The organism is Marivirga lumbricoides (assembly GCF_014636295.1).
Lineage (GTDB): Bacteria > Bacteroidota > Bacteroidia > Cytophagales > Cyclobacteriaceae > Marivirga > Marivirga lumbricoides.
In genome coordinates this window covers 15,892-35,860 of sequence record NZ_BMEC01000013.1, presented here as the reverse complement: position 1 = coordinate 35,860, position 19,969 = coordinate 15,892, and the positions used below count along the sequence as shown (strand labels likewise).

Genomic DNA, 19,969 nt, shown 5'->3' with positions numbered 1-19,969 from the left:
AGAATATCTGCGGGCAAATCCTCTTATTTTTTATAAAAGGACTATTTTTTATTTTAGCCTGGTAGATATAAATAATTTTTTAATCGGAATTGCAAATAAGGTAGTTTGATTAAAAACAATTTATTCAGAAAATGACGCGGAAGGCGAAAAAATTACATTCAAACTATATGTTCATGAAGCTTTAATTATTCTTTTCATGGAAGATATTCATCTAAATTGATTTTAGATTCGGCAGAATAGGTAATATTTATCCTACAATTTGCACCGTTAATCTGTATGTTTATTACATTGTATATTGAATAGAAAAAGCAACATTGAATATTGTTATCTTATATACTACTGTTAAAGAAAGTCTTCATCGCATTATTGAAGAAAAGATCGCTTTGTTTCCACTTGATTTTCAGAACGAGATTCGCAATTATGCTAATTGGGCTGATGCACAGAAGTCTGTTCTGGGCAGGCTTTTACTTCAGGAGGGAATGAATAGAATTGGCAGAACCTTCAATCAGCATGAGGTTTTTTACAACAATTTTAAAAAGCCGATACTTAAAAGTAATGATGTGAAGTTCAATATTTCGCATTCAGGAGAATTAGTTGTTTGTGCCCTCACCAAACATGGTAATATAGGTGTTGATGTCGAAAAAATAAGATATATTAATTGGGAAGAATTAAAATCTCAAATGACGAATAATGAAATTGCAATAATTGCCACATCTAAAAATAAAGAGGAAGCATTTTTTAATTATTGGACTAAAAAAGAGGCAGTGTTGAAAGCACATGGCAAAGGGCTTTTAGTTGATTTGCCCTCATTTGAAGTAATTAACAATAAGGCAGAAATTGAAGCTTGCCACTATTTTACTAAGGAAGTTTATCTAAAGACAGGTTATAAATCTCACCTGGCCATTAATAGCAATTTTGATGGGTTATCTATCGATATTCATGAGATTGACTTAGTAAAAATAGCTAATTGTTAATGAGAAATGTTTACTACGTTAAGTGATCTAATTTTATGAAGTGTAAGTAGAATCTCCTGTGATCCTTCTCTGTTGTTTAATAAAATATGTATAGGTTGCATTCTTTACTTTTATAACCACTCTTTCAGTATTATATTAAATAATGTAACTTTAGCCTCTCCCAAAATTTTAAATGCATAAATAATGTTTACTTCTACAGTTTCTTCTTCTTCCTATGAGTGCACCATCACTGTGGACTGTGCCATATTTGGTTTTCAGGAGAATGAGTTAAAACTATTGCTTGTAAAAAGATCTATCGAGCCATTTAAAGACAACTGGTTATTGCCGGGAGGGATTATGAGCGAAGGTTTAACATTAGAAGAATCAGTTAATAAGGTGCTTTTCGGCCTCACTGGTATCAATGGGGTGCATCAGGAACAGGTGAAATGTTACAGTGCTGTCAATAGGCACCCTGTAAAGCGGGTAGTAACTCTTTGCTTTTATGCTTTGATCAAACCAGAAAACCATCCCGTAATAGCAAAAAATTATGTATCAGAAGTAAGATGGTTTCCTATCAATACTATTCCTAAGCTAGCATTTGACCACGATCAGCTGGTAGCAGATGCTTTAGCCACTTTGAAAGAAAACCTAAAGCAAAACCTGATATTCGGAGAACTCTTGCCTGAAAAGTTTACGCTTAAAGAGTTGCAGGATTTGCATGAAGGAATTATGGAAGAGCCGGTTGATAGAAGAAACTTCAGAAAAAGAATTTTACAGATGAATATGTTGGAAGCTACGGGTGAAATCAAAAAGGGAGTAAAAGGAGGTCCGGAACTGTATAAAATCAAAAAGTAGAATCTTAAATCACTAGGTATACTTCTGATTTTACTATTCCTTTCTCTTCTTACTTAAAGATAAAATACTCTTGAAGGCATAATTTCCTGAAGAAATATGTTTCATCACAAAATATTTTTCTATTTTCTGTGTACAAAATACATAGAAAGTTTTTATATTTAAGAATTAATGTAAACTGTTATGGCAGCATTGTGCAAACGTTTACCTAATGAAATTGAATAACACTTAAAATATAACATGATACAGACAAGATTTGCTACAAGTCCTAACGAATTCAAAACTTTTGATACAAAGCAAATTAGGGAACAATACCTAATTCCTGAAGTAATGAAGAAAGGAGAAGTAACCGCTGTTTATTCTTTACATGACAGAATGATTGCCATGGGTGTGGTTCCTACTAATAAAGCATTGCAATTACCGGTTTTTGAGGAGATGACTAAAGCTGATTTCTTTCTGGAAAGAAGAGAACTGGGTATTCTTAACGTGGGTGCTAAAGGAAGTGTAACTGTGGATGGCGAAACTTTTACATTAGAAAATAAGGAGTGCCTTTATGTAGGAAAAGGGAAAAAGAAGGTGGCTTTCAGCAGTGACTCTGCTGACAATCCTGCAGAATTCTATATCAACTCATGCCCTGCTCATAAAGAATATCCAACGGTAAAGGCAACATTGTCTGATGCCAATAAAGTGGAATTAGGTTCGCCTGACAATTGTAATGAGCGGGTGATTTATCAGTTTATTCATGAAGGGGGAATTCAAAGTTGCCAGTTGGTGATGGGCTTTACCACTCTGAGCAAAGGAAGTATCTGGAATACTTTTCCGCCTCACACTCACTTAAGAAGAATGGAAGTGTACTTCTATTTTGAGCTTCCGGAAGATCAGATAGTTATGCATTTTATGGGGGAGCCACAACAGACCCGTCATTTAAGCATTTCAAATAAGCAGGCTGTTATTTCACCTGAATGGTCTATTCATGCAGGTGCAGGCACTTCTAATTACTCTTTTATATGGTCTATGGCTGGAGAAAACAAAGCGTTTACTGATATGGACGGACAGGCACTTAATCAATTAAGATAATGACACAGGATTATTTTGACCTCAAAGGAAAAACAGCTTTGATTACCGGTTGTAAAAGAGGAATTGGCAAAGCCATAGCTGAAGGACTGGCAGAAGCAGGGGCTGATATTATTGGTGTATCTGCCTCTTTGGAGTTAAAAGGAAGCGAAGTAGAAAAATCAGTGGAAAAGATTGGCCGTAAATTTACTGGTTATCAGGCAGATTTCTCAGATCGCAAAGCAGTGTACACATTTCTGGAGCAGGTGAAAAGGGAACATCCCATCATTGATATTTTAGTGAATAATGCAGGTACAATTATGCGTAAACCTGCTGCGGAACATCCTGATGAATATTGGGATGAAGTAATAGAAGTCAATTTAAATGCACAGTTTATCATATCACGTGAAATCGGCAAAGCAATGCTCAGGCAAAAGTCCGGAAAGATCATTTTCATTGCTTCTTTGCTAACTTTTCAGGGTGGAATTACAGTGCCAGGCTATGCTGCCAGTAAAGGTGCTATTGGTCAGTTAACCATGGCACTATCAAATGAATGGGCATCTCAGGGTATTAATGTAAATGCAATTGCACCAGGTTATATAGCAACAGATAATACTGATGCGCTCCGTAAAGATGAAGATCGAAGTCAATCCATCTTAAGCAGAATTCCGCAAGGAAGATGGGGGCACCCGGAAGATTTTAAAGGGCCTGCCATATTTCTTTCCAGTAAGGCTTCGGATTATATGAATGGCTCAATTGTAACAGTAGATGGCGGCTGGATGGGCCGTTAATTGATAAGAAAATAAAGAAAGTATGCATCCAAAGTTTAAAGAATTAGAAGGCAAAGTAGTAGTAGTAACCGGGGGAGGAGGGATTCTCTGTAGTACGATGGCCGAAACACTTGCTGCCCAAGGCGCAAAAGTTGCTATTTTGGACTTGAATCTGGAAAAGGCGCAGGAAGTAGCACAGCAGATAATCAATAGTGGGGGAGAAGCAATAGGTATAAAAACAAATGTTCTGGAGGTGGAAAGTCTTAAGTCAGCCCATAAGGAAGTTAATAGCAAATTAGGTCCTTGTGATATTTTAGTAAATGGGGCCGGTGGAAACCATCCTAAAGGTACTACTTCTAAAACTCATCTTTTTACGGAGGACCTTCAGGCGAAAGAGGAGCTTACCACTTTTTTTGACCTCGATCCCGAAGGAATTCAATTTGTATTTAATTTAAATTTTATTGGCACATTATTACCTACACAAGTTTTCAGCAGAGATATGGTTGGTAGGGAAGGTTGTTCAGTAATTAACATATCTTCAATGAATGCTTTTAGTCCGCTAACAAAAATTCCTGCTTATAGTGGAGCAAAGGCTGCGGTGAGTAACTTCACTCAATGGTTGGCAGTGCATTTTTCTAAAGTGGGGATCAGGGTAAATGCTTTGGCACCAGGTTTCTTTTTAACTGATCAGAACAGGTCGCTATTGACAACTACTGAAAATAAACTGACTGACCGGGGGAATACAATTATTGACCATACACCAATGGGAAGGTTTGGAGAGCCTGCAGACTTAAGTGGAACTTTGCTGTGGTTATGTAGTAAAGGATCCTCTTTTGTAACAGGTGTTGTGGTTCCTATTGACGGAGGTTTTAGTGCATTTAGCGGTGTTTAATATGAAGAATATAAGTTTAGAGCAAACATGGAGATGGTATGGGCCTAAAGATCCGGTATCTCTTGCAGATGTTAGGCAGGCAGGTGCTACTGGAGTGGTCAATGCACTGCACCATATTCCTAATGGAGAGGTATGGCCTTTACATGAAATAGAAGAGAGAAAAGCGCTTATCGAAAAAGCCGGCTTAAGATGGTCGGTAGTGGAAAGTATACCTGTGCATGAGCAGATAAAAACCAGAACGGGCAATTATAAAGCTTTCATTGAGAATTATAAGCAATCTATTCGTAATTTGGCTACATGCGGTATCACCACAATTTGCTATAATTTTATGCCGATCCTGGACTGGACAAGGACAGATTTGGCCTATGAAATGCCTGATGGCTCTAAGGCTTTACGTTTCGACGCTACTGCTTTTGCTGCGTTTGACCTTTACCTGCTGGAAAGACCCGGAGCTACAGGTGATTATTCTGATGAGGTAAAGACTAATGCAAAAGCTTATCTTGATAAATTAACCAGGGAGGAAAAAACTTTATTGATCAATAACATTATTGCTGGGCTGCCAGGTTCTGAAGAAGGTTACACCCTTGAAATGTTTCAGAAAGCACTGGATACCTATAAAAATATTGATGATAAGCAGTTGAGAGAAAATTTATATGCTTTTCTTTCGGAAATAGTGCCAGTAGCAAAAGAAGTGGGGGCCAGGTTGGCTATTCATCCGGACGATCCGCCTTACCCGATTTTGGGTTTGCCCAGGGTAGTGAGTACTGCTTCAGACGTGAAACAACTATTAGCAGTCAATGATTGCGAAAATAACGGAATTTGCTTCTGTACCGGCTCATTTGGTGTTCGTGCCGATAACAACTTGCCGGAAATGGTAAAAGCATTTGGAACGAAAATCAATTTCATCCATTTGCGCAGTACCACGAGAAATGAAGAAGGTGATTTTTATGAAGCAGACCACTTAACAGGGGATGTGGATATGTATTCAGTAATGAAAGAATTAATAAAGGTACAACAGAATAAGCCACAATTTAAGATGCCGATGAGACCTGATCATGGTCATCAGATGTTGGACGATCTTGTTAAAAAAACGAATCCAGGCTACTCTGCAATTGGCAGGTTGAGAGGTCTGGCAGAATTAAGAGGACTGGAATTAGGAATTTCTAAATTTATGGAGGAACAAAACAAATGAAAAACTTTTTAGGAGAAGATTTTTTACTGGAGAATACTACTGCAGAGCAGCTTTATCATGGTTTTGCATCATCAATGCCTATCATGGATTATCATTGCCACCTTTCACCAAAGGATATAGCTGAAAACAGACAATTTAATCATATTACTGATGCATGGTTGGAAGGTGACCACTATAAATGGCGCGCTATGAGAACTTTCGGCATAGATGAGTCTTTCATCACTGGCAGTAAGTCGCCTGAGAGCAAATTTAAAGAATGGGCGAAGGTGGTGCCTTTTACAATCCGAAACCCATTATATCACTGGACCCACCTTGAGCTGCAAAGATATTTTGGCATACATGATTTGCTATCGCCTGATACTGCAGAAAAAATTTACCAGTCCACCCGGGAAAAGCTTTCACAACCAGAACTTAGCACTCAGGGCATTTTACAGAAAATGAATGTGAAAATGGTGGGAACCACTGATGACCCGGCTGATGACCTGGCTCATCATCAATCTATTAAAAAGCAAAATCTTAAAGTGGTAGTAGCACCTACCTTCCGGCCTGACAAAGCTTATAATTTTACGGATGTAAATGGCTACCACACCTATCTGGAGAAACTGGAGAAAGCGGGCGGGCAATCTATTAAGAACCTTAGTGATTTATTGGAAGTATTGTTCAAAAGGATTGAATACTTCCACGAAAACGGGGCACGACTGGCAGACCATGGTTTGGAATATTTGCCGGGAGCACAGAGAATTGAAGGAAACGCAGATGATCTCTTTGATAGAGTGATTCAGAAAAGAAGTTTATCTGCTCAGGAGCAAGAGCATTTGGCTTATGTGATTTTAGTGGAGCTTTGTAAGAAGTACCATCAAATGGGCTGGACGCAGCAATTTCACCTGGGAGCCCTCAGAAATAATAACAAGCGGTTTTACAGAGAGTTAGGACCTGACACAGGTTTTGATAGTATGGGTGATTTCTCTCAAGCCAGAAACTTGTCTGCTTTTTTAAGCACTTTGGACGAAGAGAATCAGTTGGCAAGAACAGTACTTTATAATCTAAACCCTGCTGATAATGAATTGTTTGCTACAATGGTAGGTAATTTTAATGACGGAAGCATGAAAGCTAAGGTTCAATTCGGGTCTGGCTGGTGGTTTCTGGATCAAAAAGATGGAATGGAAAGACAATTAAATGCGCTTTCCAACATGGGATTACTTAGTTGCTTTGTGGGCATGCTGACGGATAGCCGTAGTTTCCTATCCTTTCCAAGGCATGAATACTTCAGACGTATTTTATGTAATTTAATTGCTAAAGATGTGGAAAATGGTGAGTTACCTAATGATATTCCATTATTGGGAAGCATCGTTCAGGACATCTGCTTTAATAATGCCAAAAACTATTTTAATGTAGCTATCCATGACTAAAATACTTTGTTTAGGAGAAATATTGCTTCGCTTTCAGGCTGAGGATTATCTGAAATTTTTACAAAGTCCTACGTTTAAAGTACATGTGGGGGGCTCAGAGGCAAATGTGGCGGTAGCTTTGGCACAGTTGAATTGGTCTGCCGGTGTTTTATCAGCTCTTCCGGAACATGATCTGGCAGATCAGGCAATTAATTATTACAGGGGTTTCTCTCTAAACACAAACCATATTTACCGATTAGGCAGCAGAATGGCTACCTATTTTATGGAGCAGGGAGCTGCTATGCGTGGAAGTAAAATTATTTATGATAGGGCTCATGCAGCTATTAATGAACTTACTATCCATGATGTAGATTGGGATGCTGCTTTTGAAGGAGTCACTCATTTTCACTGGTCAGCTATCACTCCGGCATTGTCTGCCAATACTGCTGAACTCTGCGCTTATGCAGTACAAAAAGCGAAAGACAAGAAGTGTCATATTTCTGCCGATTTGCATTTCCGAAAAAACCTGTGGCAGTTTACAGAAGATGTTACTCAAATCATGCTGCCTTTAATCAAATCTTCAGATACCATTAATGGTGATCCTTTTACCTGGCAACAGCTGACTGGTATGTCATTCGGTACCGATCAATTGGCAAGAGAGGCTCAACCGGAAGATTTTGAATCCATTTATAAAAATATACAAAGCAGTTTCCCTAATGTAAAGCACTTTGGTATGCTGGTAAGAAAAATCCACCATGCCAATCATAATTCTTTAACAGGCTTAATCCTTTCAGAGAATGACTTTGTACTTTCTAAAAAGATAGAGGTAAATCCCATCATTGAAAGAATAGGAGGAGGGGATGCTTTTATGGCTGGATTGCTATATGGCCTTGAATCCGGGAATAACCTTAACGAAGCAATCAACTTCGCCACCGCTATCTCCGCCATCAAACACACCATTTTAGGAGATGTATTTGTAGGGAAATTAGCTGATGTTGAAGAAGTAATTACGCAAACAGTTCCGGGAAAAATTAACAGATAACAATGGCAAATTATTCAAGAATAGAGATTGCATTAAAAATGAAGGAAGTAGGAGTGATTCCTGTATTCTTTCAGGAAGATGTTGCAACTGCAAAAGAAATTATCAAATGCGCCCATGCAGCAGGCCTATATGTTTGCGAATTTACCAACCGTGGTAAAGCTGCTTACACTGTTTTCCAGGAGCTTGTAAAGTATGTTGAAAAGGAATTTCCTGAAATGATTTTAGGGATTGGTTCCATCGTAGATGCGCCCACAGCAGCAATCTATCTTCAAGCCGGTGCCGATTTTATTGTATCCCCGATGTTGCAAAAGGATATTGCCCTTTTATGTAACAGAAGGAAAGTGTTGTGGTCAGCAGGTTGTGGCACTTTAACGGAAATCTCTCAAGCGGAGGAATTAGGTGCCGAAGTAGTAAAATTATTCCCCGGGGAAAGTGTGGGAGGCCCTGCTTTTGTAAAAGCTATTAAGGCTCCTTGCCCATGGACCAGTGTAATGCCAACAGGAGGTGTAAGCCTTGATAATTTAGAAGAGTGGCTGCAAAGCGGTGTACATTGTGTAGGAATGGGAAGCCAGCTAATCTCCAAAACAGCCCTAAAGAATAAAGACTTTGAAGGAATTACTTCAGATATGAAAAAGGCATCTGAAATAGTTAAAAAATTTAAATCTGCTTAACAGTATGCATCCTAGGATCTCCCTTATTTTTCTTTTTCCTGTTATACTCTTTTTAGGCTGTAAAGCCAAAGAAGACCACCGCGTAATTAGATTGGCCCATACCCTTGACACGAGTCACCCCGTCCATAAAGCAATGGAGTATATGGGGGAGGAGCTTAAAGAAATCTCCGGTGGTAAAATGGAATTGAAAATTTATTCAGGAGGGCAATTGGGGGCTGAGCGGGAATGCCTTGAGTTATTGCAGATGGGAAGCCTGGATATAACAAAAGTTTCAGCTGCGGTAATGGAAAACTTTGTGGAAGAATACCAGGTGCTTAGTATTCCTTACCTTTTTAGAGACAAAGAGCATTTTTATAATATGTTTGATGGAGCAGTGGGAGAGAAGATTTTACGTTCCGGTGAAGATTTCCGTTTAATAGGGCTTTGTTTTTACGATGCGGGAAGCAGAAGTTTTTACACTAAAGAAAGACCTATAAAAAATGCCAGGGATGTAGAAGGCCTGAAAATTCGTGTGCAGGAAAGCAAAACCGCCATTGAAATGGTAAGAAAGCTGGGTGGTGCACCAACGCCTATTTCCTGGGGTGAATTGTATACTGCGCTTCAACAGGGAGTTGTAGATGGTGCTGAAAATAACCCCCCAAGTTTTTATCTGTCAAGACATTATGAAGTCTGCAAATTTTACAGTTTGAATGAGCATGTAATGGTGCCCGATGTATTAATGATTGGGAGGGAGATATGGAATGAGCTGAATGATGAAGAAAAAAGCTGGCTCAAAGAAGCCGCAGACAGGTCCAGCAAAAAGGAAAGGGTTTTATGGCAAAAATCTGAAGAAGAATCCCTTGCTGCAGTAAAAAAGGAGGGAGTAGAAATCATAAGGCCATCCAAACAAAGCTTTATGGAAGAACTGAAGTCTATGAAAAATAATGTGGACAATCCGAAAATTCAGCAGCTAATCAATGAAATTGAACAAATACAATGAGACAAAAAGTTGATAAAATTGTAGAAGTAATGCTCATCAGCATTCTGGGTATTATGCTAATGAACGTAGTTTGGCAGGTAGTTTCCCGCTATGTCGTTGGGGTGCCAAGTACAGCTACTGATGAGCTTTCCCGCTACGGATTAATCTGGCTGGGAATAATGGGAGGTGCCTATGCTACAGGAAAAGGACTTCATTTAGCAATAGATATAGTACCCAATAGCCTGCATGGCAAAAAAAAGGAATTACTGGATGGATTTATTAATACCATGATTTTTCTTTTCTCTGCAATCGTTATGATTGTAGGAGGCGTCAAATTAACATATGTCACTTACTCATTGGGCCAGGTCTCATCTTCTCTTGGTGTTCAACTTGGAGTCATTTATGCAATCGTTCCCATAAGTGGGCTACTCATTTGCTACTACAGCATGCATAATATCTACCTTATTTTCTCTAAAAAGATTTCATAATGCATTATATTGAATTACTCATTCTTCTGCTCAGCTTCCTTTTGTTTTTAAGCCTGGGCGTGCCTGTCGCTTACAGCATTGGCCTTTCCGCATTATTTACTTTGGCCATAAGCATCGGTTTATCAGATTCTGCCACAACCTTATCCCAGAGGATGGTTACTTCGCTGGATAGTTTTTCTTTACTGGCCGTTCCTTTTTTCATTTTATCCGGACAGCTGATGAATAAAGGAGGGATAGCACTCAGATTAGTAGATTTTGCTAAAGTAATGGTAGGTCGCTTTCCCGGAGGGTTGGCTTTTGTTAATATTATTGCCTGTATGCTATTTGGAGCCATTTCAGGTTCAGCAGTTGCTGCAGCTTCAGCCATTGGTGGTTTTATGAATGAGCGCATGGAAAAAGAGGGGTATGACAAATCTTTCGGTGCTGCGGTGAATATCACCAGTGCCACTACAGGGCTGATTATCCCTCCCAGCAATATTCTTATTATTTATTCTTTAGCCAGTGGGGGCGTTTCCATAGCAGCGCTATTTATTGCGGGCTATATTCCAGGTATATTGATGGGATTAGCACTCATGTTAGTAGCTGCGGTGTATTCGATTATCAAAAAATATCCGGTGGATAAAACGGTTCATATCAGTCAGTTTTTTAGAAAATTCTTAAGTGCATTTCCAAGTTTATTTCTTCTGGTCATTGTAATAGGAGGGATTATAGCCGGCATTTTCACCGCAACAGAAGCTTCGGCCATCGCGGTAGTTTATACTTTGATATTAGCTTTTGTTTATAAAGAAATAAGCTGGAAAGAAGTGCCTGGTATCTTGTTGGAAACAGTTAAAACTACCTCAATTGTACTCTTGTTAATTGCTACTTCCATTGGAATGTCCTGGGTAATGAGCTTTGAAAATATCCCTCAGGATATCAGCGATTCATTGCTTTCTATCAGCGATAACCCGATTGTAATACTCATCATCATTAACCTTATTTTGCTTTTTGTGGGGGTATTTATGGATATGACACCTGCTGTATTGATTTTTACTCCAATCTTTTTGCCGGTTGTTACTAATTTAGGGATGGATCCTGTGCATTTTGGTATTATCATGATCATGAATTTATGCATTGGCTTATGTACACCACCTGTAGGATCGGTGTTGTTTGTGGGCTGTGGAGTGGCTGAAATCAGTATTCAGAAAGTAGTAAGGCCTTTACTGCCCTTCTTCCTGATGATGCTGGTGGTGCTATTATTGGTTACGTTATTCCCTGAGCTTTCCTTGTGGCTTCCATCTCTTTTTGATTTGTAGTAAATGTATTTATTTACAAGAAGAGAATTGTATAATTTTAGTGATTAAGTGCTACAAAAGTAAAATTAATTGTTTTGTAGCTTTGCCTTAAAGCCTCACAATATTATTAAAGGCAGGTTAAGCTAGATATAGGTACCATCTATTCTAACTCGTACGGCCAGCAGGATGAAAGCGCATGGCCTGGTAAAAATCCGGGCAGAGGAGGCTTTGTGAGTAGGGGGCATTTTTGTCTTGATTTTTTGTTTCTTTTGTATCAAAACAAAAGCTAATACATTTTAGGAATGTCATTTCCTAAGCAATTAAGTATACATTAACTATGTCAGATAAAGTAAATAAACCGAAAACAATTCGGTGGGGAATAATAGGTTGCGGAGATGTTACAGAAGTAAAAAGCGGACCTGCCTATCAGCAAACGGAAGGCTTTGAAGTGATATCTGTAATGAGACGCAATGAAGAGAAGTTGAAGGATTATGCGCTAAGACATGGGATCAGGAAGTATACCACAGATGCTGATCAGTTGATCAATGATCCTGAAGTTGATGCAGTTTATATTGCCACCCCACCAGATACTCATAAATTATATGCGTTAAAGGTGGCTGAAGCTGGAAAACCTTGTTGTGTGGAAAAGCCGCTTTCGCCATCTTATGAAGAAAGCCTGGCGATTTATAGTGCTTTTGAGAATAAGAATATTCCTTTATTCACATCTTATTACAGACGTTCCCTACCACGCTTTCAACAAGTGTATACATGGCTTAAAAATGACGAAATAGGGGAAATACGACATATCAACTGGCATCTTTCCAAAGCACCTTCACCCACCGATTTAGCTAAAAAACCGAATTGGAGAACTGATCCGGTTGTAGCTCCCGGTGGTTATTTTGATGATTTGGCCAGTCATGGTCTGGATTTGTTTGCTTATTTATTAGGTGAAATGAAGCAGGTAAATGGAATCAGCATAAACCAACAACAACTTTATGGAGCTAAAGATGCCTTTGCAGCTTGTTGGATTCATGAAGGAGGTGCAACAGGAGCCGGTAGCTGGAATTTTGGTTGCGACCGTACTGAAGATAGAGTTGAGATTTATGGTAGTAAAGGTAAAATACAGTTTGCTGTTTTTGAGGAGGTTCCGGTTATTCTGGATGGAGAAAATAAGCAGGAGGAGCTTTTTATTGAACATCCTAAATCAGTGCAACTTCATCATGTAGAAAATATGAAGAAGCACCTCGTTAATAAAGGCTTTATTCATCCTTCATCCGGGGGCAATGGTCTTCATACCAGTTGGGTAATGGATAAAATTTTAAGTAGAATCAATTAATCCCCTCTCCCTTTCCTAAAGTGAGCTACAGAGGGATTCTTGTTGGATTAGCAGTAGTAAATGAATCCCCCTTACCCCCTTTGAAGGAAAGGGGGAGAGATCACGTGTATAATTTATTTATAGAGAAAATTTTACTTACAGCTGGAATATCAAATTGGAATACAAATATGAAACGTCCTTACACACTCTCCTTTCCTAAAGTGAGACACAGAGGGATTTCTTGTTGGATATAGCAATAGTAAATCAATCCCCCTTACCCCCTTTGAAAGAAAGGGGGATAGATCACATGTATAATTTTATTTATAGAGAAAATTTTACTTATAGCTAGAATATTAAATAGGAAGACAAATACGAAGCGTCCTTACACGCTCTCCCTTCCTAAAGGGAGACACAGAGGGATTCTTGTTGGATTAGCGATAGTAAATCAATCCCCCCTTACCCCCTTTGAAGGAAAGTGGGTGAGATTACGTAGGTAATTTAATTTATTGGAGAAGATTTAACTTATAGCTGGAATATCAAATTAGAAAACAAATATGAAACGTCCTTACACGCTCTCCCTTTCTTAAAGGGAGACACAGAGGGATTTCTTGTTGGATATAGCAATAGTAAATCAATCTCCCTTACACCCTTTGAAGGAAAGGGGGAGAGATCACGTGTATAATTTTATTTATTGGAGAAGATTTTACTTATAGCTGGAATATCAAATAGGAAGATAAATACGAAGAGCCCTTACACCCTCTCCCTTCCTAAAGGGAGACGCAGAGGGATTTTTTTATTCATAGAATACGCGTAAATTATCAGGTAAAAACTGAACCTAAAAATGAAAGACTATAAGCCCACCCAATACAATTCACTATCCCCTTACCTAATAGTAGACGATGCGCAAAAATTAGTGGATTTATTAAAAACTATTTTTGATGCAAAGGAAAAGAGGAGATTTGATCATCCTGACGGATCAATTGCACATATTGAATTAATATTGGATGATTCTATCATCATGATAAGCAATAGTACAAAGTCTTACCCAGCCAATAAAACTATGTTGCATATGTATGTACCTGATGTTTTCAAGACCTTTGATCTGGCAATTAAAAATGGTTGTGAAGCAATAGAAAAGCCCATAAACAAAGGCGATGATCCTGATACGAGAGGATCTTTTTATGATTGTGCCGAAAATTACTGGTCTGTGAGTACTCAGAATTATATTAAATAGTAATCCCCCTTACCCCCTTTGAAAGAAAGGGCGAGAGATCCTACAATTGAATTCGTATATTTAAATCAAGTTTATTTTTGCTGAAGGATGCTATTAGCAGTCCGAACATTAAAGCTAAACTTATACGCTCTCCCTTTCCTAAAGGGAGATACAGAGGGATTTAATAAGAGATGTAGAGGAATTTTTTTAATTCATTGAAAATGCATAATTTCTTTCAACTAAATTTTGTGTAAATTGAAAAAGCCCTATTCCAACTATAATAAAAAGCTAAAACCCCTTGCAAGAAAACTTAGAACGGATGGAACCCCAGGTGAGGCAGTCCTATGGAAGAATTTACTTAGCAGAAAGCAATTCTATGGACTTCAGTTCAACAGACAATTTCCTATAGAAAACTATATTGTTGATTTTATCTGCCGAAAATTAAAAATCATAATTGAGTTAGATGGTAAGTCCCATGAATATAAGCAAGATAAAGATGAAAAGAGAGATAAGCATTTAGCTGAGCTAGGATTTACAGTGATTAGATTTTCTGAGTTTGAAATACATAATGATATGAATAATGTTATCAGAACATTGGAATCCTATTTACCTGAATCTATGATTGATTGAATTTTAATCCCCCCTTACCCCCTTTGAAGGAAAGGGGGAGAGATCACGTGTATAATTTTATTTATAGAGAAGATTTTACTTATAGCTGGAATATTAAATTGGAAGATAAATACGAAGCGTCCTTACACCCTCTCCCTTTCCTAAAGGGAGATACAGAGGGATTTCTTGTTGGATTAGCGATAGTAAATCAATCCCCCCGCCCGCCTTTGAAAGAAAGGGGGATAGATCACATGTATAATTTTATTTATAGAGAAAATTTTACTTATAGCTAGAATATTAAATAGGAAGACAAATATGAAACGTCCTTACACCCTCTCCCTTTCTCAAAGGGAGACACAGAGGGATTCCTTACTCCTCCAAGATCTCTTTTACTCTGCCTACTTCACCAGTCTCCAGCATTACTTTAATGCCGTGCGGATGAAAAGATGATTTGGTCAGTATTTTCTTTACGAATCCATTGGTTAAATCTCCTGTCCTCTGATCTTGCTTTTGAACAATTTCCACCTCCAGGCCTATTTTTACATCGTTTCTATTCCTTCCATCCGGCATATGCATTTGTTTAAATGAAATACAATTTTAATGGTTTTAAGAATAAAATGCATCATTAATATCAAAATCAACCTTAAGAATGCATAACACCTATAATTGGAAAATGGCATTGAAGTAAAAAATACTTAAATTTCGATCCTGCTTAAGATCATAAGAGATAATAATGAGTACTCGGCAAACAGAACTAAGAACAGTTAATGTAACGCGCTATGTTACCCCATTGCGGGAAGGTGGCTCTATGCCTGCCATTGTGGAGGCGGACGATGGCTTTTTGTACGTGATTAAATTCCGTGGAGCCGGGCAAGGTACAAATGCATTAATTGCCGATTTAATAGGAGGTGAACTCGCTCGTGCCATTGGCATGCAAGTGCCGGAACTGGTTTTTATGAATCTGGCAGAAGGATTTGGCAGGAGTGAAGGAGATGAAGAAATTCAAGACCTTCTGAAATTTAGCGTAGGGTTAAATTTAGGCGTACATTACTTGTCAGGAGCCATTACTTTTGACCCGACAGTCACCACACTTGATCCTTTGGTAGCTTCTAAAATACTATGGCTGGACTGCCTTCTCACCAATATTGATCGTACCCACCGCAATACCAATATGCTCATCTGGAAAAAGGAGCTCTGGCTGATCGATTCTGGTGCGTCACTGTATTTTCATCATAACTGGAGCAACTGGGAGGCACACATTAAAACACCCTTTGCATTGGTGAAAAACCATGTTTTACTGAAGCAAGCGACACAAATAGAGGAAGCAGATAAAATTTGTAAGCACCTTCTTACCAAAGATGTAGTAGAAAGAATTGTCGCTTTAATTCCTGAGGATTGGCTCAAAGAGGAAGGCTTTTTTGAAAACAAAGAAGAGCAACGAAATGCTTATTCCACATTTTTGCTCACCCGTATGGAACATTCTAATATTTTCATAAAAGAAGCACAAAATGCAAGGAAAGAACTTATTTGATTATGCTGTGATTCGTGTGGTGCCGAGGGTAGAGCGTGAAGAATTCCTGAATGTGGGGGTAATTGTATATTGCAAAGCAGAGCAATTTCTAGAAATGAAGTACACTTTGGAAGTATCACGTTTATTAGCTCTATTTCCTGAATTAGATGTGGAAGAGATAAGCAATAATTTACAGGCAATGGAGCAAATCTGTAAGGGATCGAAAGCGGGTGGTGCTATTGCAGAGTTGGACAAAGCCTCTCGTTTTCGATGGCTTACGGCAACCAGAAGCACCATCATTCAACACTCCAAAGTACATCCGGGTTACACCGATGATGCTAAGGAAACATTAGAGAGGCTTTTTGAAGAGCAGGTTTTATAAATGTCTTTATAGATTCCATTCTTTTTAAGGCCACTACCTACTTCTAGGTATTTCTCATTTCTTAAGGATGAATAATTAGGATTTGATTTGATAAGGAATTATGTTCATCATGGAAATTTGATGGTGGCTTCTAAGTTAAATATTGGAATACTATTCATACTGTAAAACCTTCTAAAAAATGTGTGATATGAAAAAGTTCATACTTTTCCTCCTAATCCTTTTTGTGACAGGAACTACTTTAGCTCAAGGAAAATTAACACCTTATGATAACGTATCACTTCCAGCAGGTTTGGAAGAATTTATAGTAAACCTGGAAAATGCTGTGGATCAAAAGGATAAAAAATTTATCATCAACCATATGAGTGCTAATATGATGAACAGCTTTGGTGGTGATGGTGGAATAAATGAATTTAAAGAGTATTGGAATTGGGATTCAGATTCTACGGAATTTTGGAATCTCATGAAGCATATCCTGCAATTGGACAGAGGGAAATTAAAACAGGAAGATGTTTATTTCATTCCTTATGTTTTTTCAGAATGGCCTGAGACATATGATCCCTTTGAGCATAGTGCTATAACAGGGTCAAATGTTAATGTTAGAAATAAGCCTGGTTTGGCAAATTCACAGGTTTTAGGACAATTGACCTATGATATTGTTAAGGTGAATTATGAAAAATCATATCCTTCTTTCGATTCACCGCGAATCAAAAATGTAAACTATATTGGAGAAAAGCTTTGGTATTATATAGAAAGCCTGGATGGCAAGTTAAATGGTTATGTATATTGGAAATATATCTGGTCTCCCGTGAATTATAGGTTAGGAGTTACCAAAATAGAAGACAGGTGGCTGATTAGCTTTTTGGTGGAAGGAGATTGAAAGTAAGTTGACTATATAATACGGAATGCTTAAGCAAAAGAAATGAAACTCCTAAAGGTGTTATTTAATTCTAAGAAATTTATCAATCTCAAACTTGAAATTGGGAATGGGAAATATCATGAGGAATTAGTAGAGATTAAGAATCTGTCTCAGAGGATAGAAGAACTTCATAATCACTATTTCCCACACAAGGATACTGAGAAGATTGAGTCAATTTGGTGTCTCGTGGGAAATATTATAAATGAACATTATTACGGAGAGGAAAAAGAAATTAGAAGAGGAACTAAGCGTTTCCGTCCCGGAGCAAAAGTATATTGTTTTCCCCCACAATGGGGAGATGGATATGAGAAAATAATGGTAATAGGTAAATCCAGAAAATCTAAAAGATTTATTACTGTAGTGCTGAGTGCTAAACTTATTACCAATTGGAGAATTCAACGTGTACATACCCCATTTCTCAAAAGAAAAATGTTGGAGAACGGAGGGTGGGACAATTCTGATCAATCCAAAAAAAGGATTGAAGAAATGCTAAAATGGCTTCCAGGTCGAACAGAAACAATGGAAAGGTGAAACTAATATTTATACTAAACTTTATAATAGTCAAAGACCTCCCAAACCATCTTTCTTCCAAATACCACTACTCGTAAGTTTTTTGCATTGCTTTTTGATGAATAATTAGGATATACAGAGGGAGCGAGTTATGTTAATGGACTTAAGTATAAATAAAGAATATTTGGCTGGCAAATTTACAAAAGCCTATATTGAAAATGATTTCTTCTATGTCAAAAAGTATATATAAGTGTTTATGAAATCTATATATAATTTACTTTTTCTTTTACTCACAATACATTATGGCTATGGGCAAGGGATTTGCTCTGAGGTTGATCTTGAAGAAGGTTTGATTGCTCATTTTCCTCTAAATACAAATGCTATAGAGAAAACAGGGAGTGGCTTTAATGGGACAATTAATGGAGCTCTTCAAACTAGTGACAAAGATGGTAATGCAAATTCAGCTTATCTTTTTGACGGAGTCAACGATTATATTAAAGTAGGTGATCATTTTGATTTAGGAACCTCCAATTTTACAATTTCCTGTTGGGTCAAGGTTTTAAAGTTCAAAGATCTAATTCCTGGTACAAGTAGCAGGGGGGGATGGATAGTAAATAAAGGCGTTACTATATTTGGTACTCCTATAAGAGCTGGATATGCTTTAGATGCTCAAAGAATAAATGGAGAGAACGCTTTCTTTTTTTTCGTTGGTGGTGAGAGTAATAATTTATACAATGTAAATAGTGCTGGATTTAAAGAGAATGTTTGGTATTCTCTAATTGGTATTAAGGCCAAGGACAGTATAAGCCTTTATGTTGATAATGAATTGGTTGGGACTACTTTTATTCCATCTAATATTAATGTTAATACAAATATTCCTTTAGTTTTTGGATCGATAGATAAATTAGGAAATGATGTTGTTGGAACTACCTATTTTGATGGTGTTATTGATGATGTGCGAATTTATAACAAAGTTCTTACTGCTGAAGAGAGAACCTGTCTAATTAATCCTTGTGCTAAGCCTGTTGTAAATTTGGGGGAAGATCGTTCACTGTGCAATATTAATTCTTTTCAGCTGAATGCAACAGTGCCTGAAGGGAAATATAAGTGGCAAGATGGATCAACTAATCCTACTATAGAGATAACTTCATCAGGGCTTTATTGGGTTACTGTTACTAATGATTGTGGATCTTCCTCAGATAGTATATTCATTGAATTTAATAATATGCCAATTCTTAACTTGGGGGAAGATGTAAGTACATGCGAAGATAACGAAATAGTTCTGGAAGCAGGATTTCCAAATGCTACTTATAGATGGTCCGATGGTTCATCAAGCTCTTCCCTTCAAGTTAATGAATCTGGAATTTATTGGTTGGAAATTGAAAATAATTGTGGAATAACCAGAGATAGTATTAAAGTCGAGTTTAATAAACTTCCTGACTTTGATCTAGGTGAAGATAGGACTGTTTGTGATCTTGATTATCTTCGCTTAGATGCGACTGTACCAGGTGGAACATACAAGTGGCAAGACGGATCTGAAAACCCAATATTTGAGGTGAGGAAATCAGGAACTTATTGGGTAGAGGTTGAAAATTCCTGTGGAATAGTTATTGATAAGGTAAATATTACATTTCCTGAATATGAAGATATTATAATCCCAAATGTATTTACACCAAATGGGGATGATAAAAATGAATATTTTATTATAGATTCTCGGTTATTGGGTTCATCCTTGCGCGTATTTCAGAGAACAGGAAAAAAGGTTTATGAATCAGGTAATTATTATAATAAATGGAATGGAAGTAACTTACCAAGTGATATTTATTATTGGATTATTAATGGTCCTTGTGGATCAGTATATAAAGGTTGGGTAAATATTCTCTATTAAGAGATGTATTAAGTACATCTTGCAAGATTTTAGCAATCTTCTTATAATTTTCGAATAAGAATTGATGTATGAAAAAGAAATTATGCCCCTATG

Annotated in this window: 21 protein-coding genes; 20 read left to right on the top strand and 1 reads right to left on the bottom strand. The window is 37.6% G+C overall.

Annotated elements, in window-relative coordinates:
- The first annotated feature begins 314 nt into the window (after positions 1 to 314).
- The 15 genes from IEV85_RS18660 to IEV85_RS18590 all read left to right on the top strand — a co-directional run bounded on the left by IEV85_RS18660 (position 315) and on the right by IEV85_RS18590 (position 14,691).
- Positions 315 to 974, top strand: coding sequence for a 4'-phosphopantetheinyl transferase family protein (locus tag IEV85_RS18660; RefSeq protein ID WP_188466319.1), 660 nt, complete (start codon positions 315 to 317; stop codon positions 972 to 974).
- Between the two features lie 183 nt (positions 975 to 1,157).
- Positions 1,158 to 1,808, top strand: a complete 651-nt coding sequence (locus IEV85_RS18655; RefSeq protein ID WP_188466317.1) for an NUDIX hydrolase — start codon at positions 1,158 to 1,160, stop codon at positions 1,806 to 1,808.
- Between the two features lie 237 nt (positions 1,809 to 2,045).
- Entirely contained in the window at positions 2,046 to 2,882 is an 837-nt protein-coding gene (gene kduI, locus IEV85_RS18650; RefSeq protein WP_188466315.1) for a 5-dehydro-4-deoxy-D-glucuronate isomerase, read from the top strand.
- Complete coding sequence (locus tag IEV85_RS18645) at positions 2,882 to 3,649, top strand: SDR family NAD(P)-dependent oxidoreductase (RefSeq protein ID WP_188466313.1); 768 nt, start codon at positions 2,882 to 2,884, stop codon at positions 3,647 to 3,649. The genes kduI and IEV85_RS18645 overlap by 1 nt, the downstream gene beginning before the upstream one ends.
- 22 nt (positions 3,650 to 3,671) lie before the next feature.
- The gene (locus IEV85_RS18640; protein ID WP_188466311.1) at positions 3,672 to 4,520 is read left to right on the top strand and encodes an SDR family oxidoreductase; all 849 of its coding nucleotides are present in this window, start codon (positions 3,672 to 3,674) and stop codon (positions 4,518 to 4,520) included.
- 10 nt (positions 4,521 to 4,530) lie between these two features.
- Positions 4,531 to 5,712 carry a mannonate dehydratase gene (uxuA, locus tag IEV85_RS18635; RefSeq protein ID WP_229712660.1) on the top strand — a complete coding sequence of 394 codons (1,182 nt, stop codon included), beginning with the start codon at positions 4,531 to 4,533 and terminating at the stop codon, positions 5,710 to 5,712.
- Entirely contained in the window at positions 5,709 to 7,121 is a 1,413-nt protein-coding gene (gene uxaC, locus IEV85_RS18630; RefSeq protein WP_188466307.1) for a glucuronate isomerase, read from the top strand. The genes uxuA and uxaC overlap by 4 nt, the downstream gene beginning before the upstream one ends.
- On the top strand, positions 7,114 to 8,142 hold the full coding sequence (locus tag IEV85_RS18625; RefSeq protein WP_188466305.1) for a sugar kinase: 1,029 nt from the start codon (positions 7,114 to 7,116) through the stop codon (positions 8,140 to 8,142). Before uxaC ends, IEV85_RS18625 begins: the two co-directional genes overlap by 8 nt.
- A 2-nt stretch (positions 8,143 to 8,144) precedes the next feature.
- Positions 8,145 to 8,813, top strand: a complete 669-nt coding sequence (locus IEV85_RS18620) for a bifunctional 4-hydroxy-2-oxoglutarate aldolase/2-dehydro-3-deoxy-phosphogluconate aldolase (protein WP_188466303.1) — start codon at positions 8,145 to 8,147, stop codon at positions 8,811 to 8,813.
- 4 nt (positions 8,814 to 8,817) lie between these two features.
- Complete coding sequence (locus IEV85_RS18615) at positions 8,818 to 9,792, top strand: TRAP transporter substrate-binding protein (protein ID WP_188466301.1); 975 nt, start codon at positions 8,818 to 8,820, stop codon at positions 9,790 to 9,792.
- Entirely contained in the window at positions 9,789 to 10,259 is a 471-nt protein-coding gene (locus IEV85_RS18610; RefSeq protein WP_188466298.1) for a TRAP transporter small permease, read from the top strand. The genes IEV85_RS18615 and IEV85_RS18610 overlap by 4 nt, the downstream gene beginning before the upstream one ends.
- Positions 10,259 to 11,554: a TRAP transporter large permease gene (locus IEV85_RS18605; RefSeq protein ID WP_188466296.1), complete on the top strand. Its 1,296-nt coding sequence runs from the start codon at positions 10,259 to 10,261 to the stop codon at positions 11,552 to 11,554. Before IEV85_RS18610 ends, IEV85_RS18605 begins: the two co-directional genes overlap by 1 nt.
- A 316-nt stretch (positions 11,555 to 11,870) precedes the next feature.
- Positions 11,871 to 12,869 (top strand): Gfo/Idh/MocA family protein, encoded by a 999-nt coding sequence (locus IEV85_RS18600; RefSeq protein WP_188466294.1) that lies wholly within the window; start codon positions 11,871 to 11,873, stop codon positions 12,867 to 12,869.
- 820 nt (positions 12,870 to 13,689) lie between these two features.
- Entirely contained in the window at positions 13,690 to 14,082 is a 393-nt protein-coding gene (locus tag IEV85_RS18595) for a VOC family protein (protein WP_188466292.1), read from the top strand.
- A 234-nt stretch (positions 14,083 to 14,316) separates the two neighbouring features.
- Positions 14,317 to 14,691, top strand: a complete 375-nt coding sequence (locus IEV85_RS18590; RefSeq protein ID WP_188466290.1) for an endonuclease domain-containing protein — start codon at positions 14,317 to 14,319, stop codon at positions 14,689 to 14,691.
- A 348-nt stretch (positions 14,692 to 15,039) separates the two neighbouring features.
- Here IEV85_RS18590 and IEV85_RS18585 read toward each other — a convergent pair whose 3' ends face one another.
- Positions 15,040 to 15,240, bottom strand: a complete 201-nt coding sequence (locus IEV85_RS18585) for a YwbE family protein (protein ID WP_188466288.1) — start codon at positions 15,238 to 15,240, stop codon at positions 15,040 to 15,042.
- Positions 15,241 to 15,403: 163 nt separating this feature from the next.
- On the opposite strand from IEV85_RS18585, the gene IEV85_RS18580 reads away from it, so the two are divergent.
- The 5 genes from IEV85_RS18580 to IEV85_RS18560 all read left to right on the top strand — a co-directional run bounded on the left by IEV85_RS18580 (position 15,404) and on the right by IEV85_RS18560 (position 19,876).
- Positions 15,404 to 16,201, top strand: coding sequence for a HipA family kinase (locus tag IEV85_RS18580; RefSeq protein ID WP_188466286.1), 798 nt, complete (start codon positions 15,404 to 15,406; stop codon positions 16,199 to 16,201).
- Entirely contained in the window at positions 16,179 to 16,562 is a 384-nt protein-coding gene (locus IEV85_RS18575) for a DUF3037 domain-containing protein (RefSeq protein WP_188466284.1), read from the top strand. The genes IEV85_RS18580 and IEV85_RS18575 overlap by 23 nt, the downstream gene beginning before the upstream one ends.
- Before the next feature lie 187 nt (positions 16,563 to 16,749).
- On the top strand, positions 16,750 to 17,439 hold the full coding sequence (locus IEV85_RS18570) for an SH3 domain-containing protein (RefSeq protein WP_188466282.1): 690 nt from the start codon (positions 16,750 to 16,752) through the stop codon (positions 17,437 to 17,439).
- A 42-nt stretch (positions 17,440 to 17,481) separates the two neighbouring features.
- The gene (locus tag IEV85_RS18565; RefSeq protein WP_188466280.1) at positions 17,482 to 18,009 is read left to right on the top strand and encodes a hypothetical protein; all 528 of its coding nucleotides are present in this window, start codon (positions 17,482 to 17,484) and stop codon (positions 18,007 to 18,009) included.
- A 235-nt stretch (positions 18,010 to 18,244) separates the two neighbouring features.
- The gene (locus IEV85_RS18560) at positions 18,245 to 19,876 is read left to right on the top strand and encodes a LamG-like jellyroll fold domain-containing protein (protein ID WP_188466278.1); all 1,632 of its coding nucleotides are present in this window, start codon (positions 18,245 to 18,247) and stop codon (positions 19,874 to 19,876) included.
- The last annotated feature ends 93 nt before the right edge of the window (positions 19,877 to 19,969 follow it).

What these genes read in the sequence shown, in the direction of transcription:
- IEV85_RS18640 (WP_188466311.1), top strand. Translation starts at nt 3,672, where the DNA reads ATGCATCCAAAGTTTAAAGAATTAGAAGGCAAAGTAGTAGTAGTAACC.
- kduI (WP_188466315.1), top strand. Translation starts at nt 2,046, where the DNA reads ATGATACAGACAAGATTTGCTACAAGTCCTAACGAATTCAAAACTTTT.
- IEV85_RS18575 (WP_188466284.1), top strand. Translation starts at nt 16,179, where the DNA reads ATGCAAGGAAAGAACTTATTTGATTATGCTGTGATTCGTGTGGTGCCG.
- IEV85_RS18595 (WP_188466292.1), top strand. Translation starts at nt 13,690, where the DNA reads ATGAAAGACTATAAGCCCACCCAATACAATTCACTATCCCCTTACCTA.
- IEV85_RS18615 (WP_188466301.1), top strand. Translation starts at nt 8,818, where the DNA reads ATGCATCCTAGGATCTCCCTTATTTTTCTTTTTCCTGTTATACTCTTT.
- IEV85_RS18560 (WP_188466278.1), top strand. Translation starts at nt 18,245, where the DNA reads ATGAAATCTATATATAATTTACTTTTTCTTTTACTCACAATACATTAT.
- IEV85_RS18580 (WP_188466286.1), top strand. Translation starts at nt 15,404, where the DNA reads ATGAGTACTCGGCAAACAGAACTAAGAACAGTTAATGTAACGCGCTAT.
- IEV85_RS18620 (WP_188466303.1), top strand. Translation starts at nt 8,145, where the DNA reads ATGGCAAATTATTCAAGAATAGAGATTGCATTAAAAATGAAGGAAGTA.
- IEV85_RS18570 (WP_188466282.1), top strand. Translation starts at nt 16,750, where the DNA reads ATGAAAAAGTTCATACTTTTCCTCCTAATCCTTTTTGTGACAGGAACT.
- IEV85_RS18585 (WP_188466288.1), bottom strand. Translation starts at nt 15,240, where the DNA reads ATGCCGGATGGAAGGAATAGAAACGATGTAAAAATAGGCCTGGAGGTG.
- IEV85_RS18610 (WP_188466298.1), top strand. Translation starts at nt 9,789, where the DNA reads ATGAGACAAAAAGTTGATAAAATTGTAGAAGTAATGCTCATCAGCATT.
- IEV85_RS18645 (WP_188466313.1), top strand. Translation starts at nt 2,882, where the DNA reads ATGACACAGGATTATTTTGACCTCAAAGGAAAAACAGCTTTGATTACC.
- IEV85_RS18600 (WP_188466294.1), top strand. Translation starts at nt 11,871, where the DNA reads ATGTCAGATAAAGTAAATAAACCGAAAACAATTCGGTGGGGAATAATA.
- IEV85_RS18605 (WP_188466296.1), top strand. Translation starts at nt 10,259, where the DNA reads ATGCATTATATTGAATTACTCATTCTTCTGCTCAGCTTCCTTTTGTTT.
- IEV85_RS18565 (WP_188466280.1), top strand. Translation starts at nt 17,482, where the DNA reads ATGAAACTCCTAAAGGTGTTATTTAATTCTAAGAAATTTATCAATCTC.
- IEV85_RS18655 (WP_188466317.1), top strand. Translation starts at nt 1,158, where the DNA reads ATGTTTACTTCTACAGTTTCTTCTTCTTCCTATGAGTGCACCATCACT.
- IEV85_RS18625 (WP_188466305.1), top strand. Translation starts at nt 7,114, where the DNA reads ATGACTAAAATACTTTGTTTAGGAGAAATATTGCTTCGCTTTCAGGCT.
- uxaC (WP_188466307.1), top strand. Translation starts at nt 5,709, where the DNA reads ATGAAAAACTTTTTAGGAGAAGATTTTTTACTGGAGAATACTACTGCA.